General features: G+C 62.5%; 19 protein-coding genes. 3 read left to right on the plus strand and 16 right to left on the minus strand.

Annotated elements, in window-relative coordinates; genetic code table 11:
* Window positions 1-345: 345 nt before the first annotated feature.
* Window positions 346-1,041 (plus strand): ZIP family metal transporter, encoded by a 696-nt coding sequence (locus tag CW354_RS15025; RefSeq protein ID WP_165793740.1) that lies wholly within the window; start codon window positions 346-348, stop codon window positions 1,039-1,041.
* A gap of 27 nt (window positions 1,042-1,068) precedes the next feature.
* Here CW354_RS15025 and CW354_RS15030 read toward each other — a convergent pair whose 3' ends face one another.
* The 15 genes from CW354_RS15030 to CW354_RS15100 all read right to left on the minus strand — a co-directional run bounded on the left by CW354_RS15030 (window position 1,069) and on the right by CW354_RS15100 (window position 18,477).
* The gene (locus CW354_RS15030; RefSeq protein ID WP_104830914.1) at window positions 1,069-1,569 is read right to left on the minus strand and encodes a hypothetical protein; all 501 of its coding nucleotides are present in this window, start codon (window positions 1,567-1,569) and stop codon (window positions 1,069-1,071) included.
* A complete protein-coding gene (gene gspN / locus CW354_RS15035; RefSeq protein WP_104830915.1) occupies window positions 1,566-2,345 on the minus strand; it encodes a type II secretion system protein N in 780 nt (259 codons plus the stop codon). Before gspN ends, CW354_RS15030 begins: the two co-directional genes overlap by 4 nt.
* The gene (locus tag CW354_RS15040) at window positions 2,342-2,806 is read right to left on the minus strand and encodes a type II secretion system protein M (protein WP_104830916.1); all 465 of its coding nucleotides are present in this window, start codon (window positions 2,804-2,806) and stop codon (window positions 2,342-2,344) included. The genes gspN and CW354_RS15040 overlap by 4 nt, the downstream gene beginning before the upstream one ends.
* Window positions 2,803-3,999, minus strand: coding sequence for a type II secretion system protein GspL (gene gspL / locus CW354_RS15045; RefSeq protein WP_104830917.1), 1,197 nt, complete (start codon window positions 3,997-3,999; stop codon window positions 2,803-2,805). The genes CW354_RS15040 and gspL overlap by 4 nt, the downstream gene beginning before the upstream one ends.
* On the minus strand, window positions 3,996-4,967 hold the full coding sequence (gene gspK / locus CW354_RS15050; RefSeq protein ID WP_104830918.1) for a type II secretion system minor pseudopilin GspK: 972 nt from the start codon (window positions 4,965-4,967) through the stop codon (window positions 3,996-3,998). Before gspK ends, gspL begins: the two co-directional genes overlap by 4 nt.
* A complete protein-coding gene (gspJ, locus tag CW354_RS15055; protein WP_104830919.1) occupies window positions 4,964-5,623 on the minus strand; it encodes a type II secretion system minor pseudopilin GspJ in 660 nt (219 codons plus the stop codon). The genes gspK and gspJ overlap by 4 nt, the downstream gene beginning before the upstream one ends.
* Window positions 5,620-5,985, minus strand: a complete 366-nt coding sequence (gene gspI / locus CW354_RS15060) for a type II secretion system minor pseudopilin GspI (RefSeq protein ID WP_165793741.1) — start codon at window positions 5,983-5,985, stop codon at window positions 5,620-5,622. Before gspI ends, gspJ begins: the two co-directional genes overlap by 4 nt.
* Window positions 5,972-6,502, minus strand: a complete 531-nt coding sequence (gene gspH / locus CW354_RS15065) for a type II secretion system minor pseudopilin GspH (protein ID WP_104830921.1) — start codon at window positions 6,500-6,502, stop codon at window positions 5,972-5,974. Before gspH ends, gspI begins: the two co-directional genes overlap by 14 nt.
* Window positions 6,495-6,956: a type II secretion system major pseudopilin GspG gene (gspG, locus tag CW354_RS15070; RefSeq protein WP_104830922.1), complete on the minus strand. Its 462-nt coding sequence runs from the start codon at window positions 6,954-6,956 to the stop codon at window positions 6,495-6,497. The genes gspH and gspG overlap by 8 nt, the downstream gene beginning before the upstream one ends.
* A 14-nt stretch (window positions 6,957-6,970) precedes the next feature.
* Entirely contained in the window at window positions 6,971-8,188 is a 1,218-nt protein-coding gene (gspF, locus tag CW354_RS15075; RefSeq protein WP_165793742.1) for a type II secretion system inner membrane protein GspF, read from the minus strand.
* Entirely contained in the window at window positions 8,175-9,683 is a 1,509-nt protein-coding gene (gene gspE / locus CW354_RS15080) for a type II secretion system ATPase GspE (protein ID WP_104830924.1), read from the minus strand. Before gspE ends, gspF begins: the two co-directional genes overlap by 14 nt.
* A gap of 12 nt (window positions 9,684-9,695) precedes the next feature.
* Complete coding sequence (gene gspD / locus CW354_RS15085; RefSeq protein WP_104830925.1) at window positions 9,696-11,726, minus strand: type II secretion system secretin GspD; 2,031 nt, start codon at window positions 11,724-11,726, stop codon at window positions 9,696-9,698.
* Window positions 11,726-12,625, minus strand: coding sequence for a type II secretion system protein N (locus CW354_RS15090; protein ID WP_104830926.1), 900 nt, complete (start codon window positions 12,623-12,625; stop codon window positions 11,726-11,728). Before CW354_RS15090 ends, gspD begins: the two co-directional genes overlap by 1 nt.
* Before the next feature lie 301 nt (window positions 12,626-12,926).
* Window positions 12,927-15,566, minus strand: a complete 2,640-nt coding sequence (locus CW354_RS15095) for a TonB-dependent receptor domain-containing protein (RefSeq protein WP_207764836.1) — start codon at window positions 15,564-15,566, stop codon at window positions 12,927-12,929.
* Window positions 15,567-15,642: 76 nt separating this feature from the next.
* Window positions 15,643-18,477, minus strand: coding sequence for a beta-helix domain-containing protein (locus tag CW354_RS15100; RefSeq protein ID WP_133162330.1), 2,835 nt, complete (start codon window positions 18,475-18,477; stop codon window positions 15,643-15,645).
* 324 nt (window positions 18,478-18,801) lie between these two features.
* On the opposite strand from CW354_RS15100, the gene CW354_RS15110 reads away from it, so the two are divergent.
* On the plus strand, window positions 18,802-19,614 hold the full coding sequence (locus tag CW354_RS15110; protein ID WP_104830930.1) for a prepilin peptidase: 813 nt from the start codon (window positions 18,802-18,804) through the stop codon (window positions 19,612-19,614).
* Between the two features lie 2 nt (window positions 19,615-19,616).
* Here the strand turns inward: CW354_RS15110 and CW354_RS15115 are convergent, their stop codons facing one another.
* Window positions 19,617-20,387 carry an enoyl-CoA hydratase/isomerase family protein gene (locus CW354_RS15115; protein WP_165793743.1) on the minus strand — a complete coding sequence of 257 codons (771 nt, stop codon included), beginning with the start codon at window positions 20,385-20,387 and terminating at the stop codon, window positions 19,617-19,619.
* A gap of 122 nt (window positions 20,388-20,509) precedes the next feature.
* Here CW354_RS15115 and CW354_RS15120 point away from each other — a divergent pair, with 122 nt between their 5' ends.
* Window positions 20,510-21,967, plus strand: coding sequence for an NAD-dependent succinate-semialdehyde dehydrogenase (locus CW354_RS15120; protein ID WP_104830932.1), 1,458 nt, complete (start codon window positions 20,510-20,512; stop codon window positions 21,965-21,967).
* Window positions 21,968-22,249: the final 282 nt, after the last annotated feature.

Here is a 22,249-nt window from a genome sequence, read left to right on the forward strand (position 1 = left end):
TGATTGCAGTTAACCATGCGCTTGCCGTTTTCGTCGTTTTCTACGCGTTCGGACGGGTACAAAGCGTGGGGACAATAGTCTGCGCGGGCCGCGAAGGGCAAGGCGGCGCGCGCTTATTTCACAGTTAATTCAACATGATCATAGAGCGTTATAATGTTTCTTCATGAGCATAAAAAAAGTTACGAGATAACATTTTCATTGCTATCATACGCGTCTTGCGGGAAGAGAGCGCGGGCGGCCACACTATAGTCGGCCATGATCGAAAACAGCAGGAAGGGGCCCTGCGGGTTGCTAGGGGATATTCTGATAGGTGACGGGCTCCTTGCGAGCCTAATGGCCGCCGCCATGAGCACGCTCGGCGTCTTCATCATGGCGTCCTTCGGCGACTGGGCGCGCCGCAATATCGGCTATTGCGCCGCTTTCGCCGTCGGCCTCCTGACGGTCGGCGTGGCGTTTCACCTGATCCCGGAAGCGGTGAGCCTGTCGGAAATGGCGCTGAGCTCGGTCGCCGGCGGCTTCATGGCCATGGTGCTGATCGGCATCGCCGTTCAGTTCGCCGTCAGTCGCCAGCCGGAAGGCGCCGCTCTCACCTTCGGCTACGCCTCGATCATCGTCCTCGCCTCTCATTCCTTTCTCGACGGCATCGTCTATGCGGCCTCTTTTCAAGAAGAGCCGTTCACGGGCTGGCTCGCCACAAGCGGGCTGATGTTTCACGAATTTCCTGAAGGCGTCATCGCCTACGCCCTGCTCGCCCAGGCGAATCTGCCGCGCAAACGCGCCATGGCGCTCGCGATCATCGCCGCCGCCGCAACGACCGTCGGCGGCACAATCCTCGGCGCCTTCATCTTCAGCATGGCCAAAGAGCTGCCTATCGCCGCGATGCTGGGCGGGTCGGCCGGCGCGCTCATCTATGTGCTGATCGTGCATCTCGGGCCCCATGCGGCGGCTTCGCCCGACAAAAGAGGCTACGATTTCGCCATGCTCGGCGTTGCTTTCGGCACGGCGGCGATCATCCTGCAACACTTGTCAGGCATGCATTAAGACCGCTCACACTTTTGTGGATGCGCTTTAGGGCCGGCAACCGGCGATCCCCGCCGCCGGAGAGACTATGCTCCAGCCGGCGCTGTCGCTGACCTTGATCAGGCCCTGTTCAAGATAGGCCCCTTCGCTGAATTCAAGGCCGAAGCGCGCCGAGACTTCGACGACAACGCCGTCACCGCTTTCAAAACGCTGGCGTTCGTAAACGCCGTACCCTGATGCGCCATAGAATTGCGTGCGCGCCAGATGCACCGGCCGGCCCGCAATATTCACCTGCGCCTGCTTTTCCGCGACATATTGAAAAACCGCCGACGGACGCGCGCCTTCGAGCGTCCACAAGATCATCCCGCATTCGCCCGAAGGAATTCGCGCATCGCTGAGCGGGCGCAGGCCTTGCGCGGCCACATCCGCCTTTGCAAGATCGAGTGGCGCATCATCTTGTTCTTCCACCGCCGTTTCGTCGCCTCTTATGGTGGCGCAGGCGCCGGTCAGGGACAACGCGGCGAGCATTGCAATGGTTTTGCGGTTCATGATCCCGTCCCTTTGAACACGCCCGCCGATCCATAGATCAGGGCGCCGTTGTCATCCTCAAACCCGAAGCCGCGCAAAGCCGAAGCAATGCCTTCCTCCTCTGGACGCGCCGTCGCCGTGATTTCATAGGCGAGGGTCCGGTCGATGCGCAGCACGACCTCCGCATCGGCCTTGACGTTGGCCCCGGCCAGCGACACCACCAGCCGGCCGTCCTCGCAGGCGACGCCGCCGGCCATGGGCATGGCCGGAAGATTAAACCGTTTCGCCGGCGCGTCGAGCACGTCGGTCCACAAATCGCCTTCGGCGGCGCGGCACCCTTTGGCGCGGGAAAAAGCGATGCGTTTGATATCGACTTTCGCAATCCCACGCGCCGGCTCGCCGAAAACCCCGCGCGGCGCGATAGCCCCCAGCCGGATGTCGGCGGCGACATTTTCAAGAGTGAGCTTCTGGCCCGGGCCTGCGCTGATGCGGCCTTCGCCATTGATCGCGCCGCCTTGCGCCTTGAAAGAAACAGACGGCGCGGCGCGCAGCAGCGACAAAGGCGCAAGGCGGAAAGAGACATCGCCCAAGGGGGCGCCGCGCACCGACAGATCGGAAAACCCGCCGCGCCAGATGGTGCCGTGCACGCCGCTATAAGCGACGCCCTGTTTTTCGAAGTCGATGAAAGCCGAGACGAAACTGAGCGGCGCCGATACGATAATCGTCGCTGCGAAAACAACGCCCGCCGCGATGAGCGGCGCTTTCAAGCCCTGGAATATCTTTGCGCGTTCCGTCATAAGCGCTGAAACACCAGAACCTGCGGCGTCACCTCGCCGCCTTGCCCCCGCGCAATGTCGGCGGTCGCAAGCGCTGCGCCGTAACGGTTTTCAAGATCTGCGAGCCAAGCGAAAAAGACATCGCCCTCAACCGGTTCGATCTGAACTTCAATCTGATTGTTGTTTTCCGTTCCGATGCGGACAAGCTGAATACCGGCTGCATTTGTGGTCGTAATGAGCGCGTCGCGGAGAGGCGTCCGGGCGAGCGGCGCGCCCTGCTCCGTTCCGCCTGCAACAGCCGCCGCCGCAGCGGTGAGTTCGTAAGCGTCCCGCGCCGAACTTGCGTTTCTTTCCGCCGAGGCGCGCATGCCCGCCAGTGGGCGAACAATGCCCAGCGACAACAATAGAACGCCGGCAAGCGCGCTTGCGATCAGGACTAGCATGCGCTCGCGCGCCGAAAGATCGCTCCACCATGCACTCATGAGAAACTCACCCGCAATTCGCCGCGATAGGCGCCGCCCGTACGCACGACGCCGCCTGCTTCCGCTGCATTCAGTCCGCGCGAGGCGAGCGCGCGCTTTAGAGCCTCGAATTGGGAAATATCGCGGAAGCGCAAATTCACCGAATAGTCGCCGCGCGAAGCATTGTAGCGGATGCGGTCGATTTCGACGCCGCCATTTTCCTCGACGCTGTCGGCGAGATTATTGGTCAGGGCAAGGAAAAGCGGCCGCCCGCCGCCCGCCGCCAGGATCTGGCGGGCATGAGCACGCGGATCGGCGCCCGCCGCATCGGGAAAGGCGGCTTCATGCAGCGCGCGCGTTTCTTCCTCCAGCCGGTCCGCAGTTCTGAGATCGCGCATGGTCGCCGCCACGGTGGACAACGTCAGCGCCGCCAGCGAGGCCGCCGCCAGAACGGCGACGCGCCGCCACGGGCCCGCCGCTGCGCGCCAGTCACGGCGCTTGCGGTAAGGCCCTTGCCGCAAGTTCGGCGCACTTTGAAGTCCCGCCGCATAGGTCCGGAACAGCGCTTCGTCGAAAAGCGCGGCGCGGCGTTCGACGCTGACGCCCTGACGGCCGCCGGCGTCGATGGCGCTGCCGCCGTAAACCACAATATCCGAAATATTCTCGTCATCGATCAACGAAGAAACGAGCTCGTCCGCCAGCGGGCGGTCCATGGCGAAACCGGAAAGACCAACAGCCCCGATCACCCGGTCGGCTGTTTCCACAAAGACCGCGCGTCCCGGCGTCATCGGCAAAAGCGCGAAATCCGCCGTCACGACATCCGGCGAAATCCCGGTCTCGCTCAAAGCTTCGAGCCAGCCTTCGAGCACCGGTTTTTTTACGGCGAGCGCCACGCCGGCGCCGCTCGGATGACGCATGGACGCGACATGAACGTGGTCGAGATTTTCGGCGAGCTCGTCTTCGAGCAAATAGCCGACGGCGGCGCGGAACTGGCCCTGACCTTTCGGCGGCGCCGGCAGGGCCCGCATGGCGACGCATTCGCCGGGCAGGACGGCGGCGATAAGCTTCGCCGCCGCGGCGCGCTCTGCGACAGCCTCAAGGCCTGACTCGTCTGTCGCCATATCAGCGAGCGTGACGCGGCCCTCGCTCAGGAAAGCCCAGCGGACCGGACCGTCAGGGGCCTCGCTCAAGAGGAGGATTAAGGTTTCGTTCACTCTTCAGCTCCGATGCGACGCGCCAGAACGCGCGCGCCGCGCCCTCCGGTTTCAATCATCGACGTCATTTCCAATAGGGCAGTATCATAAACAATCTCTGCACGGGCCTGCAGATAGCGCGAGGTCACGTCAAACCGGTCCGATCCGGAGAGATTGAGGGCGGCCACGGCGGGAACGCCCATGAATTCCTGGACTGCGGCGTAGCCGCCCGGCGGGCGGTCCGAGATGATGTCCCTGGCCGCCTGGACCGTCACCTCAGGGCCCAAAGCCGCCGCCAGCACCGGGGCCCGGGCCTCGGTCAGCATATTCACATTGATCTTCATGGCCGCCTCGTCCGACCCGGCGCACAGATAGGGTTTCAGCGCGCCGTAAATCTCGCGGGTGACGCCTTTGATGGCGCGCAATTCGGAAATCGAGGCGAGCTTCTGATTGCCCGTGCGATAGGGCGACGGCAGCAGGGTGTAATAGCCGTCCTCGGCGCCTTGCGGACGGCGGCTCGTATCCTCGTCGATCCAGTCGCCGATGCTTTCGGCGAGCGCGCGGGCGTCGAACTCGCCGACGCCGGCATGGCCTGCAAGACGGATGAACTCGGCGACGGGACCGTTCTGCGCATTCCGGTCGTCATAGGCGCCGCCGAGCGAGTTGACATTGAAGCAGGTCGTGGCGTCGGCGAAGAAGACCCGCGCCGAGCCCCGTTCCAGCGGCAGCTCCACCGGCGCCGTCGCCCAAGGATCGTCGAGAGACATGGTCGCGTTTTCCTGGCCGAGAATTTCCTCGACCGCCGCGAGCGCCAGGGTCTCGATGCCGAAGGCGCCCCACAGGGCTTCGCCGCGGGCGGTGACGTTGATTGTTCGCGAGAAGGCGAGCTTTGTCTTTTCCATCGCCGAGACCGCTACGAAAGAAACGGTCGCCGCCAGAAGCAAGACGATGAGAAGCGCCGCGCCGCGTTGTTTCTTACGGTCGGTCATGCGCCCGCGCCTCCGACCGATCCGATCCAGAAAAGCTGGCGCAGGGGCGGCCGGTTTTCCCGCTCAAGAGTGATGGCCACGGCCCTCGGCGGCGCAGACCCAGCGCCCACCGGCCAGATATCCGCCCATTCGAGCTCGCCGCGCTGTTCGCCCAACAGGAACTCCGCCTTGGCGTCGAGAAGACCGTCGAAAAGAACGCGTTCAATGACATCGGCGTCCTCGGCTTCGTCGAGATAGGCCCGGGACCGGCGGATGAGCGCGCCATTGCGGTAGACATATTCCACATATTGCAGAGCGCTGCGCGGCGCCGCCGCGTCCGGATTGATCTGCCCGCCGCGCACGAACGCCGCCAGCAGCCTTTCATCATCTTCGCGGCGCGCCCCGAAACTTTCGAGATTGCCGCGAAAAACCGTCTCCTCCATGTCGCCGAATTGATTGCGCACGCGGCGCATCGTCACTTGCGCCATGTCTTCCTTGATGAGCGTGCGCGCGATCTGGAACGTTTTGAGCTCCGCATCGACGCGCGCGAGCTGGTCGCGGCTGTCGACGCCAAGCCGCAGCGCGTAGACGCTCGCCGTCGCAATCGCCGCAAAGACCAGGAGCGCGATCAGCACTTCCGGCAGGGTCATGCCCTTCTGGCGGGCGCGGGCGGTCATGACGGCCTGCGCATGCTGACCGCCTGAGCGAGCGTCTGGCCGTTCTCGGCGTTGACCGCAATGTCGATGCGCAAGACGTTCTGAACGCCGGTTTCCGTGACCGTGCGCGTATAAAAGAGCGCCCGGCCGCCAACCTCCACCTCGCCTGCGCTGTCGCCGGTTTCGAGCGCGGACGTTAACACCATCGCCTCGACCATGAGGTTGTCGGCGGCGATCTGGGCCATGGTCTTGTCGCGCATGGAGGCGGCGAAACGCGAGTTCTGGCCGATCATCACCATGAGCGCGCCGATGACGAGGCCCATCACCGCGAGCGCGACAAGGGTCTCGACGAGCGTGACGCCGCGCTGTCTATCGCGCCTCATCATGCCTCACCAGTTTCACACCGCCGGCGCCGTCAAGCACGACATCCACGCGCGCACGTTTTTCCCGAAACGCGATCTCGAAAGGCGTAGTCTCGCCCGTGGGCGCAAACAACACGCCCGGGCGCGGGCTTTCCTCCGTGTCTTTTTTGGTTTCCGACTTTTGATTTTTCTTCGCCGGATCGGCGAACGTCACCTCGACGGCGAGCTGCGGTGAAAACGTCCCGGCGCTTTTGAAGTCGCCCTCGTAAGCTTTCCACTCGCCGCGGTCATAGCGATAAAAACTGTAGCCGTCTTCCGCGACTTTCAGGCCGATCATCTCGCCCTTTGTCACCGCCTGTTCCGCAGCCATGGAAAGACGCGCCGCAAAGCGTTCGCTTTCATCCTGGGCTTTACTGCGCAGGGGCGGCATGCTCGTCACGACGACGCCGGCGACCATGGCGGCGATCATCAACACAACCAGAATCTCGACCAGCGATACGCCGCGCTGGTTTTTTCTTATGCGCGCGCGTCTATTCATTCACCCAGTTGCCGATATCGGCGTTGAGGCCCTCGCCGCCGGGCTCGCCATCAGCGCCGTAGGAGTAAAGGTCGAACGCGCCGCCGCGCTCTCCCGGAAAGCGATATTGATAAGGATTGCCCCAAGGGTCCTTCGGCACGCCGCCGCGCAGATAGCCGCCCGGCCGGTAATTGCCGGCGCTTGGCGCATCCGCGGGAATAGTGACCAGCGCCTCAAGGCCCTGCTGCGTCGTCGGGTAATTCATCATGTCGAGACGGTATTGATCGAGCGTCGCTTCGAGATTCTTGATTTCGATCTTCGCCGTATCGACCGCCGCCTTGTCGCGCGCGGGAAGCACGTTGACGACGACGATCGCGGAGATCAGCGCCAGAATCGCCAGCGCCACCAGAAGCTCGACCAGCGAAAAGCCTTTTTGTTTGCGGCGCGTTTTCTTGAGCGAACGAACAGTCTTCATAAGTCTTCTCCGGATTAGCCGACCGCCAGCGTGTTGATGCGCAGGATCGGCAGCAAAATTGACAATACAATGACCAAGACGGCCCCGCCCATGGCGACAATGATGGCGGGCTCCAAAAGCCTTAACGCAACCGTCGAGGCGGTGTCGAATTCCTCTTCGAGCTGCGCCGCACCCTTGTCGAGGAGTTCCGACAAAGCGCCCGCGCGCTCGCCCGCCGCCACCATATGGGTCAGCATGGGCGGCAGAACATCGGCCCTTTTCAGCGCCGCCGCAAGCGAGGTCCCCTCGCCCACCATGGAGACCGTGCGGTCGAGGCGCGAGCGAATATAGCTGTTCGAAATCGTCCGCTGAGACCCGATGAGGCTGTCGAGGAGCGGCGCGCCGCCGGAAAACAGCGTCGCCAGCGTGCGCGCAAACCGCGCCCCGTCAATGGCGCGGGCGAGACGGCCGATCACCGGCAGTTTGAGGATATAACGGTCGACGGCGAGCTTGAAAGAAGGCTGCTTCATCGCCTGCCAGAAGGCGACGCCAGCGATGGCGAGCGCCAGCAGGGCGAAAAACCCGTAGCTCACGGTCCAGTTGGAGAGCCCAACGACGATTTTGGTGAGAAACGGCAGCTCCGCATCGAAAGTGTTGAACTGCTCGATGATTTTCGGAACCACGAACACCATCAGCGCCGTAACGACGCCCCCGGCGATCGCCATCAGCGCCGCCGGATAGATCAGCGAAGCGATCGCCTTGTTGCGAATGGCGCGGTTCTTTTCGAGCATGGCGGCGAGCCGGTCGAGCACGCCGGCGAGATCGCCCGAGGTTTCGCCCGCGGCGATCACCGCTCGGTAAAGCGCCGGAAAGGATTTCTCGTCTTCGGCGAGGGCGTCGGCGAAACGCCAGCCCTCCATCACCCGCTCGCGCACAGCGATAAGACGGGTGCGCGCGGGACCGGCTTCGGCCTGCACGGCGACGGCGTTCAGGGCTTCTTCGAGCGGCGTGCCCGCGCCGAGAAGCGCCGCCAATTGCCGCGTGATCATGACGAGCTGGCCGGGCTTCACCCGCGGCGTTTTTTGCGATCCGAAAGCGCCCGCCTTCTGTTCGCTGCGCGGCGCGGAAAGGCGCACCGGCGTCAAATGCATGCGCCTTAGCTCCTGGCGCGCCTGGCGCTGGCTGTCGGCGGACAACACGCCCTTTTTCGTCTTGCCGCCGAAGTCGAGGGCCTCATATTCAAAGGCCGGCATTGTCTTCCTCCTGACGCACCACGCGCAAGACTTCTTCGATGGAAGTGAGGCCGGAGCGCACATGGCGCAAGCCCGACTGGGTCAGCGTGTCCGCATGGGCAAAAGCGTAGGCGGCGATGTCCTGTTCCCCGGCGCCGTCATGAATGAAGCGCTTCAGCTTTTCATCAATGACGATGAGTTCGTAAACGCCGATGCGCCCTTCATAGCCGGTGTTGTTGCAGCGCCCGCAGCCGACCGGACGATAAAGAGTTGCGGCCTCGCCATCACGAAGGCCGGCCATTTTCCGTTCCGCCGCATCGGGCTCGTAAGCCTCCTTGCAGGACGGGCAGAGCCGGCGCACGAGGCGCTGCGCCATGACGGCGGCGAGCGTCGAGGACAAAAGGAACGGCTCAACGCCCATGTCGCGCAAGCGGGTGATGGCGCCCACAGCGGAATTCGTGTGCACGGTCGAAAGAACGAGATGGCCGGTGAGCGAGGCCTGCACAGCGATTTCGGCGGTTTCCACATCGCGGATCTCGCCGACCATGACGATGTCCGGGTCCTGGCGGAGAATGGCGCGCAGGCCCGTCGCGAAGGTCATGCCGACTTTCGGATTGATCTGGGTCTGGCCGACGCCCTCGATGGCGTATTCCACCGGGTCTTCAACAGTGAGGATATTGCGCTCCGGCTCGTTCAAGAGCGTCAGGGCGCCGTAAAGCGTCGTGGTCTTGCCCGAACCCGTCGGTCCGGTGACGAGAATGATGCCGTTGGGCCGGGCCAGCGCCTGTTTGAAGCGCGCAAGGATTTCCGCCGGCATGCCGAGCCCGTCGAGATCGAGCCGCGCCTCGTCCTTGTCGAGAATGCGCATGACGACCCGCTCGCCGAAGCGCGCCGGCAAGGTCGAAACGCGCACATCCACGGTCTTGCCGCCAAGGGCGATGGAAATGCGCCCGTCCTGGGGCACGCGGCGTTCGGCGATGTCGAGTCGCGCCATGACTTTGACCCGCGAGGTCAGAACCGGCGTCATCCGCGCCGGCAGGGAGAGAACTTCGCGCAAAACGCCGTCAATGCGCAGGCGCACGGACAACGCTTTTTCATAAGGCTCGATGTGAATGTCCGAGGCTTTCACTTTCACCGCTTCGGCGATCAGCGCGTTAATGAGACGGATCACCGGCGCGTCGTTTTCGCTGTCGAGAAGATCAGCGGTTTTGGGCAGGCCTTCGGCGAGGGAGGCGAGATCCCCTTCGTCGCCGTCGAGATCGAGATCGGCGGTGGAAATGCCTTCAACGGAATAGATTTCCGAAAGCCGGCGCTCGAAGACGTCGGCGGGCATGAGATCGACGGCGACAGGCGCGCCGACGGCGCGGCGCGCTTCGATCACCGCCCAGGGATCGGGCGCCTTGCCGCGCGCGCCGAGGAGAACCGGCTCGGCTTCGCCATCGAGCACGAGGAGCCCGCGCTCTTTGGCAAACGCATAGGCGAGCCTCGCCATTCCTCTTTCGCGCGTTTCACTCATGGTTCTTAACGCCTAATACGAGTCTGGGGCGGGCGCTTCGACGCCCGTCACATCATTGATCAAACGCTCCATCTCCGACACCGGCTGGCCGTCGCGCAGAAGCTCGCGCGCGCGCATGTAATCGAATTTGCGCTTGGTGGCCGCCTGCGCAGTCTCCTGGTCGCGAATGACCGTCGGCCGGATGAACACCATCAGGTTTTGCCGGCGGCGCTCCTTCGACGACGACTTGAAGAGATTGCCGACGCCGGGAATGTCCCCGAGCAGCGGCACTTTTTCCGAGCGCTCTTCGCGGGTGTCGTCAACGAGACCGCCGATGACCAGGATGTCGCCATTATCGACCAGCGCCGTCGTGGTGATTTCGCGTTTATTGGTGATGAGGTCGGTGGAAGACGTGTTGATCGGCCCTGCGATCGAGGAGATTTCCTGCACGATTTCCATGGTCACCGTATCGCCGTCATTGATTTGCGGCGTCACTTCCAAAATGACGCCCACCTGCTCGCGGCTGATCGTCCGAAACGCATTGGAGAAATTGTCGCCGATGGCCTCGCCCGTGGTGATGGGAATTTCTTGTCCCACCTGAAGGCGGGCCGTCGTATTGTTGAGGGTTACGACCGACGGCGTCGAGAGAACATTGGAGTCGGAGTCGTTTTTAAGCGCCGTCAGAATGCCGCCGAAAATATTGCCGTCGCCAAACTCAAAACCGCCCCCAAGCGTAAGCCCCTGCACGCCGATCAGCGACTGCAGCGCCTGTTTGGCCAGTTCCGACTGAATGCTTTCGGTTTCGGTATTGGTCACGACGCCGTTGGCGTCGGTGATCGTTGTCGAGGGCGTCTCAAAAACATCGGTGAATTTCGATCCGTTTAACAGGGCTGCGCCGGCGGCGGGATAAATGTTGGGCCCGGCGGAATAATTCGTCGCCGAAAACGGAATGTTGTCGCCGGTCAGGAAATACTGAACGCCGAGCTCGCGCGCGGCCGTGTCCGATATTTCCACGATGATCGCCTCCACCTGCACCTGCGGACGGCGCACGTCGAGCTTGGCGATGACGTTCTGCAGCGTGCGCTGGATATTGGCGTCGCCATTGATGATGATCGAATTGGTCGGTTTATGGAACGACACTGTCGCGCGGCTGCGTGAGATGGTCGTGCCGCCGCCCTCGCCGCCTTGGACGACATTGTTGGCGACTTCCTCCAGAAGCGGCGCAAGTTCTTCGGCGTTGGCGTGTTTGAGCGCGACGACCGCAAGCTCCGAGGTCGCTTCGCCATATTGATCGAGCTCGCCGATCACCAGTTCGAGCCGGCGCATGAGGCTCGGCTCGGCGCGGATGAGAAGTGAATTGCTGGCTTCCGCCGCGACCACGCTGAAGCCCCCGCGCCCGCCATTCTCTTCGGTCATTTCCTGGCCGATTTCGCGCACCAGCCGCGCCACTTCGCCGGCGGAAGCGTATTTGAGGGCGACCGTGCGATAGGTGGTCGTATCGCGGTCGAGCTCCTGAAGGACGCTGCGGATGCGCTCGGCGTTGTCCGCCGTATCGACAATGATCACGGCATTGCCGGTGCGCACCGGGCTGACGACGCCGTTATTGCCGATGATCTGGGCGAGGTTCGCCGCAGCCTCGCGCGCATCCACATATTTAAGCCGCACGATCTGCGTCGTCAGATCAGACCCCTTGCCCTCGCCAACCGGCCCCGCGGTGCGCGCCGCCTCCTGCAAGGGCACGATGCGGTATTTGCCGTCGCCGATGGGCGTCGCCACGAAATCGTTGGCGCGCAGGATCGCCTGGAACAGCTCCCAGGCCTCATCGGCGCAGAGCCCGCCATTGGGCGGCGACTTCACATTGACGCGCCCCTGCACCGCCGGATCGAGCAAAAAGGTCCGCCCCGTGCGGATGGCGATTTCATCAATCACGGCGCGCAGATCGGCGTCCTCGTAATTGAGCGCTTCGCCGCAATTTTGCTGTTGCTGCGCCAGCGCGGCGCCCGGCCCCATGAGACAGGCGGCCCCGAAACCAAAAGCGGCCAACGCCCTGCATAAGGTGTTCATTACTCATTCCCTGACTGACTAAGCGAAAGGGTGAGCGTCTGCCTGACGCCGTTCCTTTCGATTGTGACTGAAGCGGACCCGGCCCGGCTGATCTGATTAAGAAGCTCCGACATTCTGGCGGGATTTGACGACGGCTCGGTCCCGTTGATGGCGCGGACAATGTCTCCGTCGCGAAAACCGGCGTCTTCGAACGCCGCGCGGTCGCGGCCGGCGAAAACCATGACCGCCGGGCCCCCTTCAGGATCGACGCCGAGCCCGAAGCGGACAAGGCCGTTCAACATGTCGCGGGACGGCAAGTTGCCGATCTTGTCCGACGGGTCTTGCTCTTGCGCTGTCTCGGCAGGCTGATTTTGAACGGGCTGGCTCTGCACGGGCGCCGGCCGCTCGATCGGCGCCTTGTTTTCAAAACGCAAGGATTCGCGCACGCCGTTTTGTTCGATAATGACATGATCGGAATGAACCGCAACCAGCCGGACGCCGGAGACGATCTCTTCACCGATGGCGAAACGGCGTTGCTCGCCTTCGGGAAGGCGGATGATCGCCGAGGGTTTTTCTTCCGCCGGCCAGACGCCATTGAGGCCGAGATCAAGCGCCGTTTCCTCAAGGTCCGCCGTCGCATCGACAACCGGCGCCGCAGCCTCGCTCGCAGCCGGAAACGGGTTGCGCGCAGTCACCTGGCGGTCTTCCCCGCCCGCGGCCCCCGCGCCCGCCGCTGCGAGCCTGTCGCCCTTCGGCAGGGGCAAAGGCGCGAAAAAAGCGATCGCCGCCTTGGCCAGGAAAAACGCGGTCAGCGCAAGCAGCAGCCATTCGGCCAAACGCGGGGCGCGCGCGAGCCATCCGGCCGCGCGCCGCGCGCCCGATGCGCCGCCAGTCGCCTGATGAAATTCTGCGCTCGCCACCTTGAACCGCCTTCGCGCCGGAACCGTTTCCGGCGCTTTGCTTAATGCTCCCTGAAAGTAACCAAAAAAGCCTTAGCAAAACGATAGTCAGCCGCCCAAATTCCTGGACGGCTGACATTTAACATTTATTCCAGAAAGGAAGGAAAAATCTATGAAATTTCAGGGTTTTTCTCATTTCCTGCATACTCGAAACAGGACGCCGCCAGCCGGCTCCCGCCCATAAAAAAGGCCGCGGCGGACATTAGCCAAGAGTTAATGTCCGCCGCGGGCCTGTTTTTCGCTTTCCTCCACGGGGAGAGGACTAGAACCGCGCGGTCAGGCTCGCCGAGAGGCTGCGACCGCGATTGTAGGTGTTGAAGTCGGCGACGCCGTCTTCGCCAGCCCGAGCAAGATCGGCGGTGCCCCGCTGTTCTTCAATGTGGCGTGCGCCCAGAAGGTTGCGGGCCGAAAGACCGATGGTGAAGTCGGTGCCGTGAATGATCACGTCCTGACGGAACACAGCGTCAAGCTGGAAGCCCGGCTTCTCATAAACGTCGAGCAGCCGGTTGGCCTTGGTCAGGACCTCGCCGCGCGCCAGAATGCGCTCGGAGACCCAGCCGCCAAGAAGCGTGAACTGCGTGCTTTCACCTTCCCAGCCGAACTGAGCATTGACGATGTGCTTCGGCGTGCCGACCAGCGGCGAGCCGTCAAGACCGTAGCTTGAGGCCAGAACCTGATCGCCATCGCGTTCGGTGACCATGTCGTTGGCGCCAACCACGATTTCCGAATGGGTGTAGGTATAGTTGACCGAGAACAGCCACTCCTGATCGGCCAGCCAGCCGCTGTCGACCGGCATGGCGAACCGCGTCCGGTATTCGAATTCACCGCCAAGAAGCTTGGCTTCCGGCGAATTGATGAAGCTCGACTGGAAGGAAAAGTCCGTCGTGGTGAACTGAATTTCCTCGATCGGATTTTCGATCTTCTTGTAGAAACCGCCCAACGTGATGAACTGGTTGCGTCCGAGATAATATTCGTAACGGACGTCATAGTTGCGGAATTCGCTGTTGGTCAGATTGCTGTTGCCGAAATAAACGCGGTCCGTTTCCGGGTCGCTGAATTGCGACGCGGCGAGTTCGCGGAATTGCGGGCGTGCAATGGTGTGCGAATAGCCGCCGCGCAGCTGCATGTTGTCCGTGAAGTTCCAGGTGAGGGTCGCCGAGGGCAGCCAGTAATCTTTGGAGATGGCCGTGTCGAACGCCGTGCTGTCTCCAAAGCGGTCGAAGACGTCGACGGTCTGCCTGGCGTTTTCATAGCGAACGCCGGCTGTTGCGCGGACCGTCGGAATCAGCTCGCCTTCAGCCTGGAAATAGGCGGCTTTGGTCGTCAATTCGCCATTGTAAGAATTGACGCCCTGGGTGTTGGTGTCGATCAGCTGGAAGCGGTTGGGATCGATATTGTCAGGCGAATAAGCGTAATCGATGCGCGCCTGGGCGACGTCGATCGGAATCGAGGTGTTCAGCGTGAAGTTGAACGGGTTCGAGATAAATTCCCGGTCGTTGTCGGTATATTCATAGCCAAGGGAAAGCGTCAGCTCACGCGCTGACGGCATCGGCACATACCAATAGAAATCCCCGCCGGCGCTCCAGGTATCGTCCGTCAATTCGGAAAAATTGATGTTATGGCGCGTGTTGAAGACGATCGACGGCTGACCGACAATCGTGTCAGTGGCCAGATCGATCGGCGCAGACCGGTTTTCGAGCGAACGCTCGTAAGGCGTATCCCGCGTCGAGCGCGCAAACGCGCCGCGCCAATTGAAAGAGAACTGATCGCTGAGATCGTGTTCGCCGGACGCCTGCGTCATCCACAAAGCTCGCTGCAGCCAGGAATTCGATTCCGTAACGAAACCGCCCGCCCCTTCAGAGTTGAAATTGTAGCCTTCCTGGATCTGCGCTTCTTTCCGGGTCGAATGGATGTAAAGGCCGGTCAGCGTGAAAACATGAGAATCCATCTCCAGCGCCGCAGACAAAAGCCCGTTGACGGTGGCATCCAGCGCCGTTTCCGTTTGCGTCGAGTTGACGCCAATACGTTCTTCCGAAGCGAGCTGACGGATGGCTTCTTTCGTCGTCCAGTCCTGTTTGTAGCCGACGACGCCGGTGATGCTGAAGACCGCGCCGCTGTCGATATCCCAATATTTGCCGCCTTCGACGGAGCCTTCGTAATTGGGTCCGAGATTGCCGTTCTGGATCACGGAAAGCGGAGAATTGACAAGGCTTTCGCCAATCGCTTCCTGCTCTTCGTCAGGCAAGTCGCTGAGCTGCATGTCAGTGTTGACGATCGCGCGCAGCTCGCCTGGCATGCTGCGGATGCCGTCATCGTAACCGAGCCAGTCAAGATCGCCGCCACGGACGTAAAGGCCGTTATGGGCGGTCGTAAAGGTGTTGGCGCCGATGCCGAGTTTGACATTGAGGAAATTCTCATCCGGCTTGCGGAGCGTTTCGAGATCGATGATGCCCCCCCCGAATTCGCCGGGATAGTTCGGCGAAAAGGTCTTCTGAACCGTCGCGCCGCCGAGAATATTGGACGGGAAGAGATCGAGCGGCACGGTCCGTTTCAACGGCTCCGGGCTCGGCAGCGGCGAGCCGTTAAGGCGCGCCGAGGAATAACGGTCGCCGAGGCCGCGGACATAGGCGAACTTTCCGCCCACAATGCTGAGACCGCTCAGACGCTTCAAGGCTTCGGCGGCGGTGTCATCGCCGGTGCGGGCGAGATCGTCCGCGTTGAGGAAAGTCGCGACCTGCGATGTGGCGCGCTGGGGTTCGGGAATGTTGCGCCCGAGAACGACGATTTCGTCAGAAATCTGGGGGACGCCTGGTTGCGACTCGTCTTGGGCGATTGCGCCCGACAAGGGAGCAAGCATGGTCGTCGCGAGGAGCATGCCTGCTATGGAACGATACGGCTTCATGATGAGATCAACCTTAATTTGAGTGCGCTGGAAGAAGAGCGGCGCCTCCTCTGGGAGGCGCCGCCTGGCTCCGCAATTAGCAATCGTCGGCAGCGAGACCGCAGCTCCAGTCCGCCCACCAGTCATCGGCCGAGTTCTCGACGGCGCCGATATAGTCGGTGTCTTCGAAGAACGGATCGATGTTGGTCGGAAGATCGGTGAAGGCCGTGCGTCCTGCAGCCGCCGAGTCATTGATGAAGCCATCAATCAGGTTGACATCGACGGAAGTCGTGTTGGTCGCGTCGTCAGCGACGGCGTCGACCGCCACTTGCGTTTCCGGATCCTCATTGGTGAGGCCGCCGGTTCCGCAGTCGAACAGCGTGTTGTTAAAGGTCGGGTCGATATCGACGCCGTCAAAGGTGGCGTCGCCGTCGCCCGCATCCTGCCAGCGGAAGCATTCATCCGCCTCTTCGACCACGCCATTGATGAAGCGGCCGATGTGACCGGAGTTGATGCGGAAAGAATTGCCCGGATCGGTCGCTTTGGAGGTGCCGACGATGGTGAAGTTGGCGATGGTCGGGTTCGTCGCCGGAGACACCGTCGTGCCGGCGCTCGACATTTCGAAACCGTTGTCGCCGCGGCCGTCGCGCTGTTTCACGATGATGAACTGAACATTGCCCTGCCAGCCATTGTCCGTGTCGAGCGAGTCGTCGTCATTGCCCGTCAGGATGATGTGCTTGAGGTTCACCGTGCCGCCGAACATCTCCATGCCGTCGTCGGAGTTGTTGTGCACCTGGACATACTCAACTGTGGTGCCGGAGCCGACGCCGCCCCAGGAGATGCCGTTCAGCTCGTTGCCGGAAGACAGCGGGAAGCCGGCGAATTTCACCTGCGTGTACATCAAGGTTCCGCTGTTGTCGGCTGCTACGCCGCCGCCATACTGGGCTTCCGGCGCGGTCACGCCTTCGATGACGTTTTCGCAGTCGGCCATGCCCGGCGTGCCGCCGCCTTCGCAGCGGTTGATCGGCGCGCGGCCGAGAATGACGAGGCCGCCCCATTCGCCGATGGAGTCGAGGCGAAGCGAGGGGGAAACATCGCCCTGAAGGTCGGCTTCGGACGTGAAGACCACCGGGTTCTGACGCGTGCCCATGGAGAAGATCTGCGAGCCGCGATTGACGACCATGAAGTCGGAACCGGAGTTGCCGAAGATCGAAACGCCCGGTTCGATGTTCAGAACGGCCGGATCGCCGGCCGGGTCGAGACCGTCATTGCCCACATCGACGCCGATTTCAACGCGGCCGCTGAGTTCGTAGTAATTGCCACGGGTCAGGGTGAAGTCGTCGACATTAACGCCGGCGACTTCGCAAACGCGCACGCCGTTGATGTCGTTGCCGGTGTCGGTGGTGCCGTCCGGACAGCCGGGATCTTCGAACACGTTGAACGTCCAGCCAGTCGCCCAGTTATTGGTTTCGGTTTCATCGGGACCGAAGGCGCCGAGATAGTCGGTGTCTTCGAAGAACGGATCGATCGTCGTCAGGTCGAACGGAGTCGCCATCGGCGGAACTTCCTTGGCGCCGGCCTGGAAGTTCGTGGTGATGGAGCTCGCCTCCTGAGAGTTGTTCGGATCGTTAGTGACCGAGTCGACCGCCGCCGGGGTTTCCGGATCGTCGATCGTCAGACCGCCGGTCCCGCAGTCAAACAGAACCGAATTGAAGGTCGGGTCGGTTCCGACGCCGTCATAGGTGGCGTTGTCGTTGCCCGCATCCTGCCAGCGGAAGCACTCATCCTGATCGATGACGACACCGTTGAGAAAGCGCCCGACATGCCCGGAGTTAATGCGCAGGGCATTGCCGGGATCGGTGGCTTTCGTCGACCCGACGATGGTGAAGTTGGCGATGGTCGGGTTCGTCGCCGGAGACACCGTCGTGCCGGCGCTCGACATTTCGAAGCCGTTGTCGCCGCGACCGTCGATTTGTTTGACGAGCAGGAACTGCACCTTGCCCTGCCAGCCATTGTCCGTGTCGAGCGAGTCGTCGTCATTGCCCGTCAGGACGATGTGCTTGAGGTTCACCGTGCCGCCGAACATTTCCATGCCGTCGTCGGAGTTGTTGTGCACCTGAACGTAATCGACAGTGGTGCCGGCGCCGACGCCGCCCCAGGAGATGCCGTTCAACTCGTTGCCGGAAGACAGCGGGAAGCCTGCGTAGCGAACCTGTACGTAGCGCAGCGTGCCGGAGTTGTCGTCGGAAACGCCGCCGCCATACTGGGCTTCCGGCGCGGTCACGCCTTCAACAACGTTTTCGCAGTCGGCCATGCCCGGCGTGCCGCCGCCTTCGCAGCGGTTGATGGGCGCGCGGCCGAGAATAACGAGGCCGCCCCATTCGCCGATGGCGTTGTCGGGATCGGCCTGCGTGCCTTCGAGATCGGCGCGGCTGGTGAAGACGATCGGCGCCGATTGGTCGCCGTCGGCTTCGAGGCGCGAACCGCGGTTAACCACCATGAAGTCGCTGCCGGATTCACCGAACAGGGTGACGCCCGGCTGAATGGTCAGGACCGCCGGGTCGCCGCCAGAGGCATCCGCGCCGACGTCTTCGCCGACATTGACGCGGCCGCTGATCCGGTACGCCACCGGAATACCGTCGCCATCGTCATCTTTAAAGGGAAGCGCAATATTGGAAAGAATTGTGCCGGCGACGTCGCAGACGACCTGATCGACGCCGGTCGGATTGGCACCGGTAACCGGCAGGTCGAGCGCGTCGCCCTCGGCGAAACCGGTCGGACAGGCGTCCGCCGACACGGCGCCGCCTGTGCTTCCGCCGCCGCCGCCGCTCGGCGGCGTGCCCGGGTCTGTCGCTCCCGGCGATTCGATATCGCTGCCCTGCGTACAGGCGACCAGCGTCATCGCTGCGCCCGCAAGAAGAAACTTTTTCATGTTCGAGAATTGGCTCATTGAAGAGACCCCCGGGGGAAAGTGTTACAAAGCATGATCGGCGGCGCCCCACGCGCCGGACGGACTGCCGATAGAGGAGGCGTTTGACAGCGGCGTGACATGTTTGTTTCAGTTCGATGACAATTGGCGCGGCGGCGATAATCCGTATGCGCACGGGGTGCATAGGTTAACAAGCGCACCCAGCGCGCACATCGCAACGCACCCAATGCGCATGCGTGAAAAAAGCCTCCATAAAGTCATGCGATTGCGCCGCGGCGGCAAATCGGACAGTTTCCCTCACGGCAAACCGGGGCGGTCTTACAAACCATGCTGAATGGCGGCGCAAACATCGCGGACTGGGTCTTTTACGCCACAGCGGCAATTGGCGGCGCCCTCCTCGGCAGCTTTCTCAATGTCGTCATCCATCGCGGGCCGGTAATGTGGAAGCTGGTCGAGGAACCGGCCCGCGGAAACCTCATTTCGCCCCGCTCGTCCTGTCCCGCCTGCGGCGCGAAGATCCGCGGCTGGCGCCTGATTCCGCTTGTCAGCTATGCGATTCTCGGCGGCAAATGCGCGGACTGCGGCGCGAAGATTTCCCTGCGCTATCCGCTGGTGGAGCTCATGGGGGCGGCGGCGGGCGTCGTCGCGCTGCTGTTATTCGGACTGACAGGCGAAGCCGGGCTCGCCTTTGTCTTTTTTCTCTTTCTTATCGCGCTCGGCGTCATCGATCATGAAACCGGCTATCTGCCCGACGCGCTGACGCTGCCGCTCATTCTCCTCGGTTTTCTCGCCAACGCGTTCTCGCTTTTTGCACCCGTGACGGACGCTTTGCTTGGCGCGATCATCGCCTATGGCGCGTTCCGTCTTATCGATTTGGCCTTCACGCGGCTGCGGGGGCTCGAAGGGTTGGGCCAGGGCGATGCGAAACTCCTCGCCGCGCTCGGCGCCTGGCTCGGCTGGATGATGCTGCCCGTCATCGTCTTCCTCGCCGCGCTTCTCGCGCTCGCCGGGGTTCTCGCAATGGCGCTTGGCGGCGCGAAGATGGAACGCGAGACGCCGGTCGCTTTCGGCCCGGCGCTCGCCGCCGCCGGGGCGCTGGCCATGATCGCGCAGGGGCTGCGCCTGTCTTTCTTCTTCTAAACCTATTTCCCTTTGAAGGCCGGCTTTCTTTTCTGGAAAAGCGCGGCGACGCCTTCGGCGCAGTCTTCGGTGGCGATGGCCTGACGCTGCAGCATGGCTTCATAGGCCATGGCGTTTTTCAGCCCATCCTGCGCCGCGGCGCGGAAGGCGCGCTTGGTGAGCGCCAGGGCGACCGGCGCGCGCGTCGCGATCTCCGCCGCCCAGCCCATCGCGTTTTCCAGAACCTTGTCATCGGCGACCACGCGATTGACGAGCCCCCACTCGGCGGCGCGTTTCGCGTCGATCTTCTCCGCCTCTATGGCGAGTTGATAGGCGCGGGCGTAGCCGATCTCGCGGGTCAGCAGAAAGGAAAGCCCGCCATCCGGCACGAGCCCGATATTGGAAAAGGCGCTCATCAGATAGGCGCCCTCGCCCATCACCCGCAAATCGCAGGTCAAGGCGAGCGTCATGCCGATTCCGGCGGCGGGACCGTTGATCGCGGCGATCACCGGCTTCGGCGCGGACTGAACGATGTTCAGGAAACCGGCATATTCCGTATTCAGAATATCTTCCACATTGCTCATTTCGTCCACGGCGGAGACGTCCGCCCCGGCGCAGAAGGCCCGTCCCTCTCCCGTGACGACCACGGCTCGTATCTTGTCATCGGCGGAGGCTTTGGCGAGCGCCGCCGTCAGGTCCGCCCGCAATTGCCTGTTGAAGGAATTGAGCTTGTCCGGCCGGTTCAGCGTGATCAGCGCGACGCCGTCTCCGGGGCTGTCATAATTGACGGTCATGGAACCATTTTCCTTGTCTTTTCGTCCCTTAGTCAGCGCCATCATGCCGCTGCCCATAACTGATTGCAAAACGCCTGCGCAGTGCTAAGCCATTGATGAAAAACACCCCGGAGGCCCCTACGATGACCCAAGCGATTACCGACAGCCGTTTCTTTCGCCAGGAATGCTATATCGGCGGAGACTGGCGCAGCGGCGGCGAGACCATCGACGTCGTTAATCCCGCCAATGGCGAGACCATCGGGACGGTTCCGGATTTCGGGCGCAACGAGGCGCGCAACGCGATCGCCGCGGCGGCGGAAGCTTTCCCCGCCTGGCGCGCCAGGACCGCCGAAGAGCGCGGCAAATTCTGCCGCGCCTTTTACGAAGCGCTGATGGACAACCAGCAGATCCTTGGCGAAATCCTCACCCTCGAACAGGGCAAGCCGCTGGCCGAAGCCAAGGGCGAGATCGCTTACGGCGCCGCCTTTTTCAAATGGTTCGCCGAAGAGGCCGTGCGCGTTTACGGCGACGTCATCCCCTCGCCCTGGACCGACAAGCGCATTGTGGTCACCAAAGAACCCGTGGGCGTCGTCTGTTCGATCACGCCCTGGAACTTTCCGACCGCGATGATCGCGCGCAAAGCCGCCGCGGCGCTCGCCGCCGGCTGCCCCATTATCGCGAAGCCGGCGAGCCAGACGCCCTATTCCGCGCTGGCCATGGGCGTCATCGCCGAAGACATCGGCCTGCCCAAAGGCGTCTTCTCGGTCATCACCGGCGAAGCCGCGCCCATCGGCGATGAATTCTGCGAAAACCCGGCCGTCAAAAAGATCACCTTCACGGGCTCCACGGCGGTCGGCGAAGAGCTTGCCTCGAGGGCGATCAAAACCATGAAGCGGGTCTCCATGGAGCTCGGCGGCAATGCCCCGCTGATTATTTTCGACGACGCCGATCTCGACAAGGCGGTCGAGGGCGCCATCGCCTGCAAATATCGCAACGCCGGTCAGACTTGCGTCTGCGCCAACCGCATTCTCGTCCAATCCGGCATCTATGACGCCTTCGCCGAGGCCTTCGCCAAGCGCGTCTCCGGGCTCACCGTCGGCGACGGCCTGAAAGACGGCGTCGATCAGGGCCCGCTGATCGAGGAAAAAGCCGTCCAAAAAGTCGAAGACCATATCGCCGACGCGCTGTCGAAAGGCGCGCAAACGGCGGCGGGCGGACACCGCCACCAGCTCGGCGGCACCTTCTTCGAGCCCACCGTCCTCACCGGCGTCACGCCGGAGATGGTCATCGCGAAAGACGAAACCTTCGGCCCCGTGGCGCCGCTCTTCAAATTCGACACCGAAGAAGAGGCCGCGCACATGGCGAACGACACCGAATACGGCCTCGCCTCCTATCTTTACACCAACGATTTGGGCCGCGCCTGGCGCATGATGGAGGCCCTCGAATACGGCATGGTCGCGATCAATGAGGGCATTCTCTCGACGCCCGTCGCGCCCTTCGGCGGCGTCAAGGAATCGGGCGTCGGCCGCGAGGGCTCCAAATACGGGCTCGAGGATTACCTCAACATCAAATACGCGCTCTTCGGCGGGCTCGGGAAATAGTAGCCCGTTTTCTTTTTTCTGCGTCATGGTCGGCTTGAAGGCTGATGTTGCGCCGATGGACATTTCATCCCATCCGCCTGCGACTCGCCACGGCTCGACCGTGGCGTCCAGAATGTTGGGCCGCTGGACCCCACGCTTGAAGCGTGGGGACTCGGCGACGGATAGGGCCGGAACTTCCTGGCGCTACGCTTGCCGTGAAACATTTTACGTAAAACGGATTCTCCTTTTCTTTTTTCTCCCGTCTTTGCTGGCTTTCAGCCAAGTTTGGCGCCTTTTGCGGTA

This window comes from Hyphococcus luteus (assembly GCF_002943565.1).
GTDB lineage: Bacteria > Pseudomonadota > Alphaproteobacteria > Caulobacterales > Parvularculaceae > Hyphococcus > Hyphococcus luteus.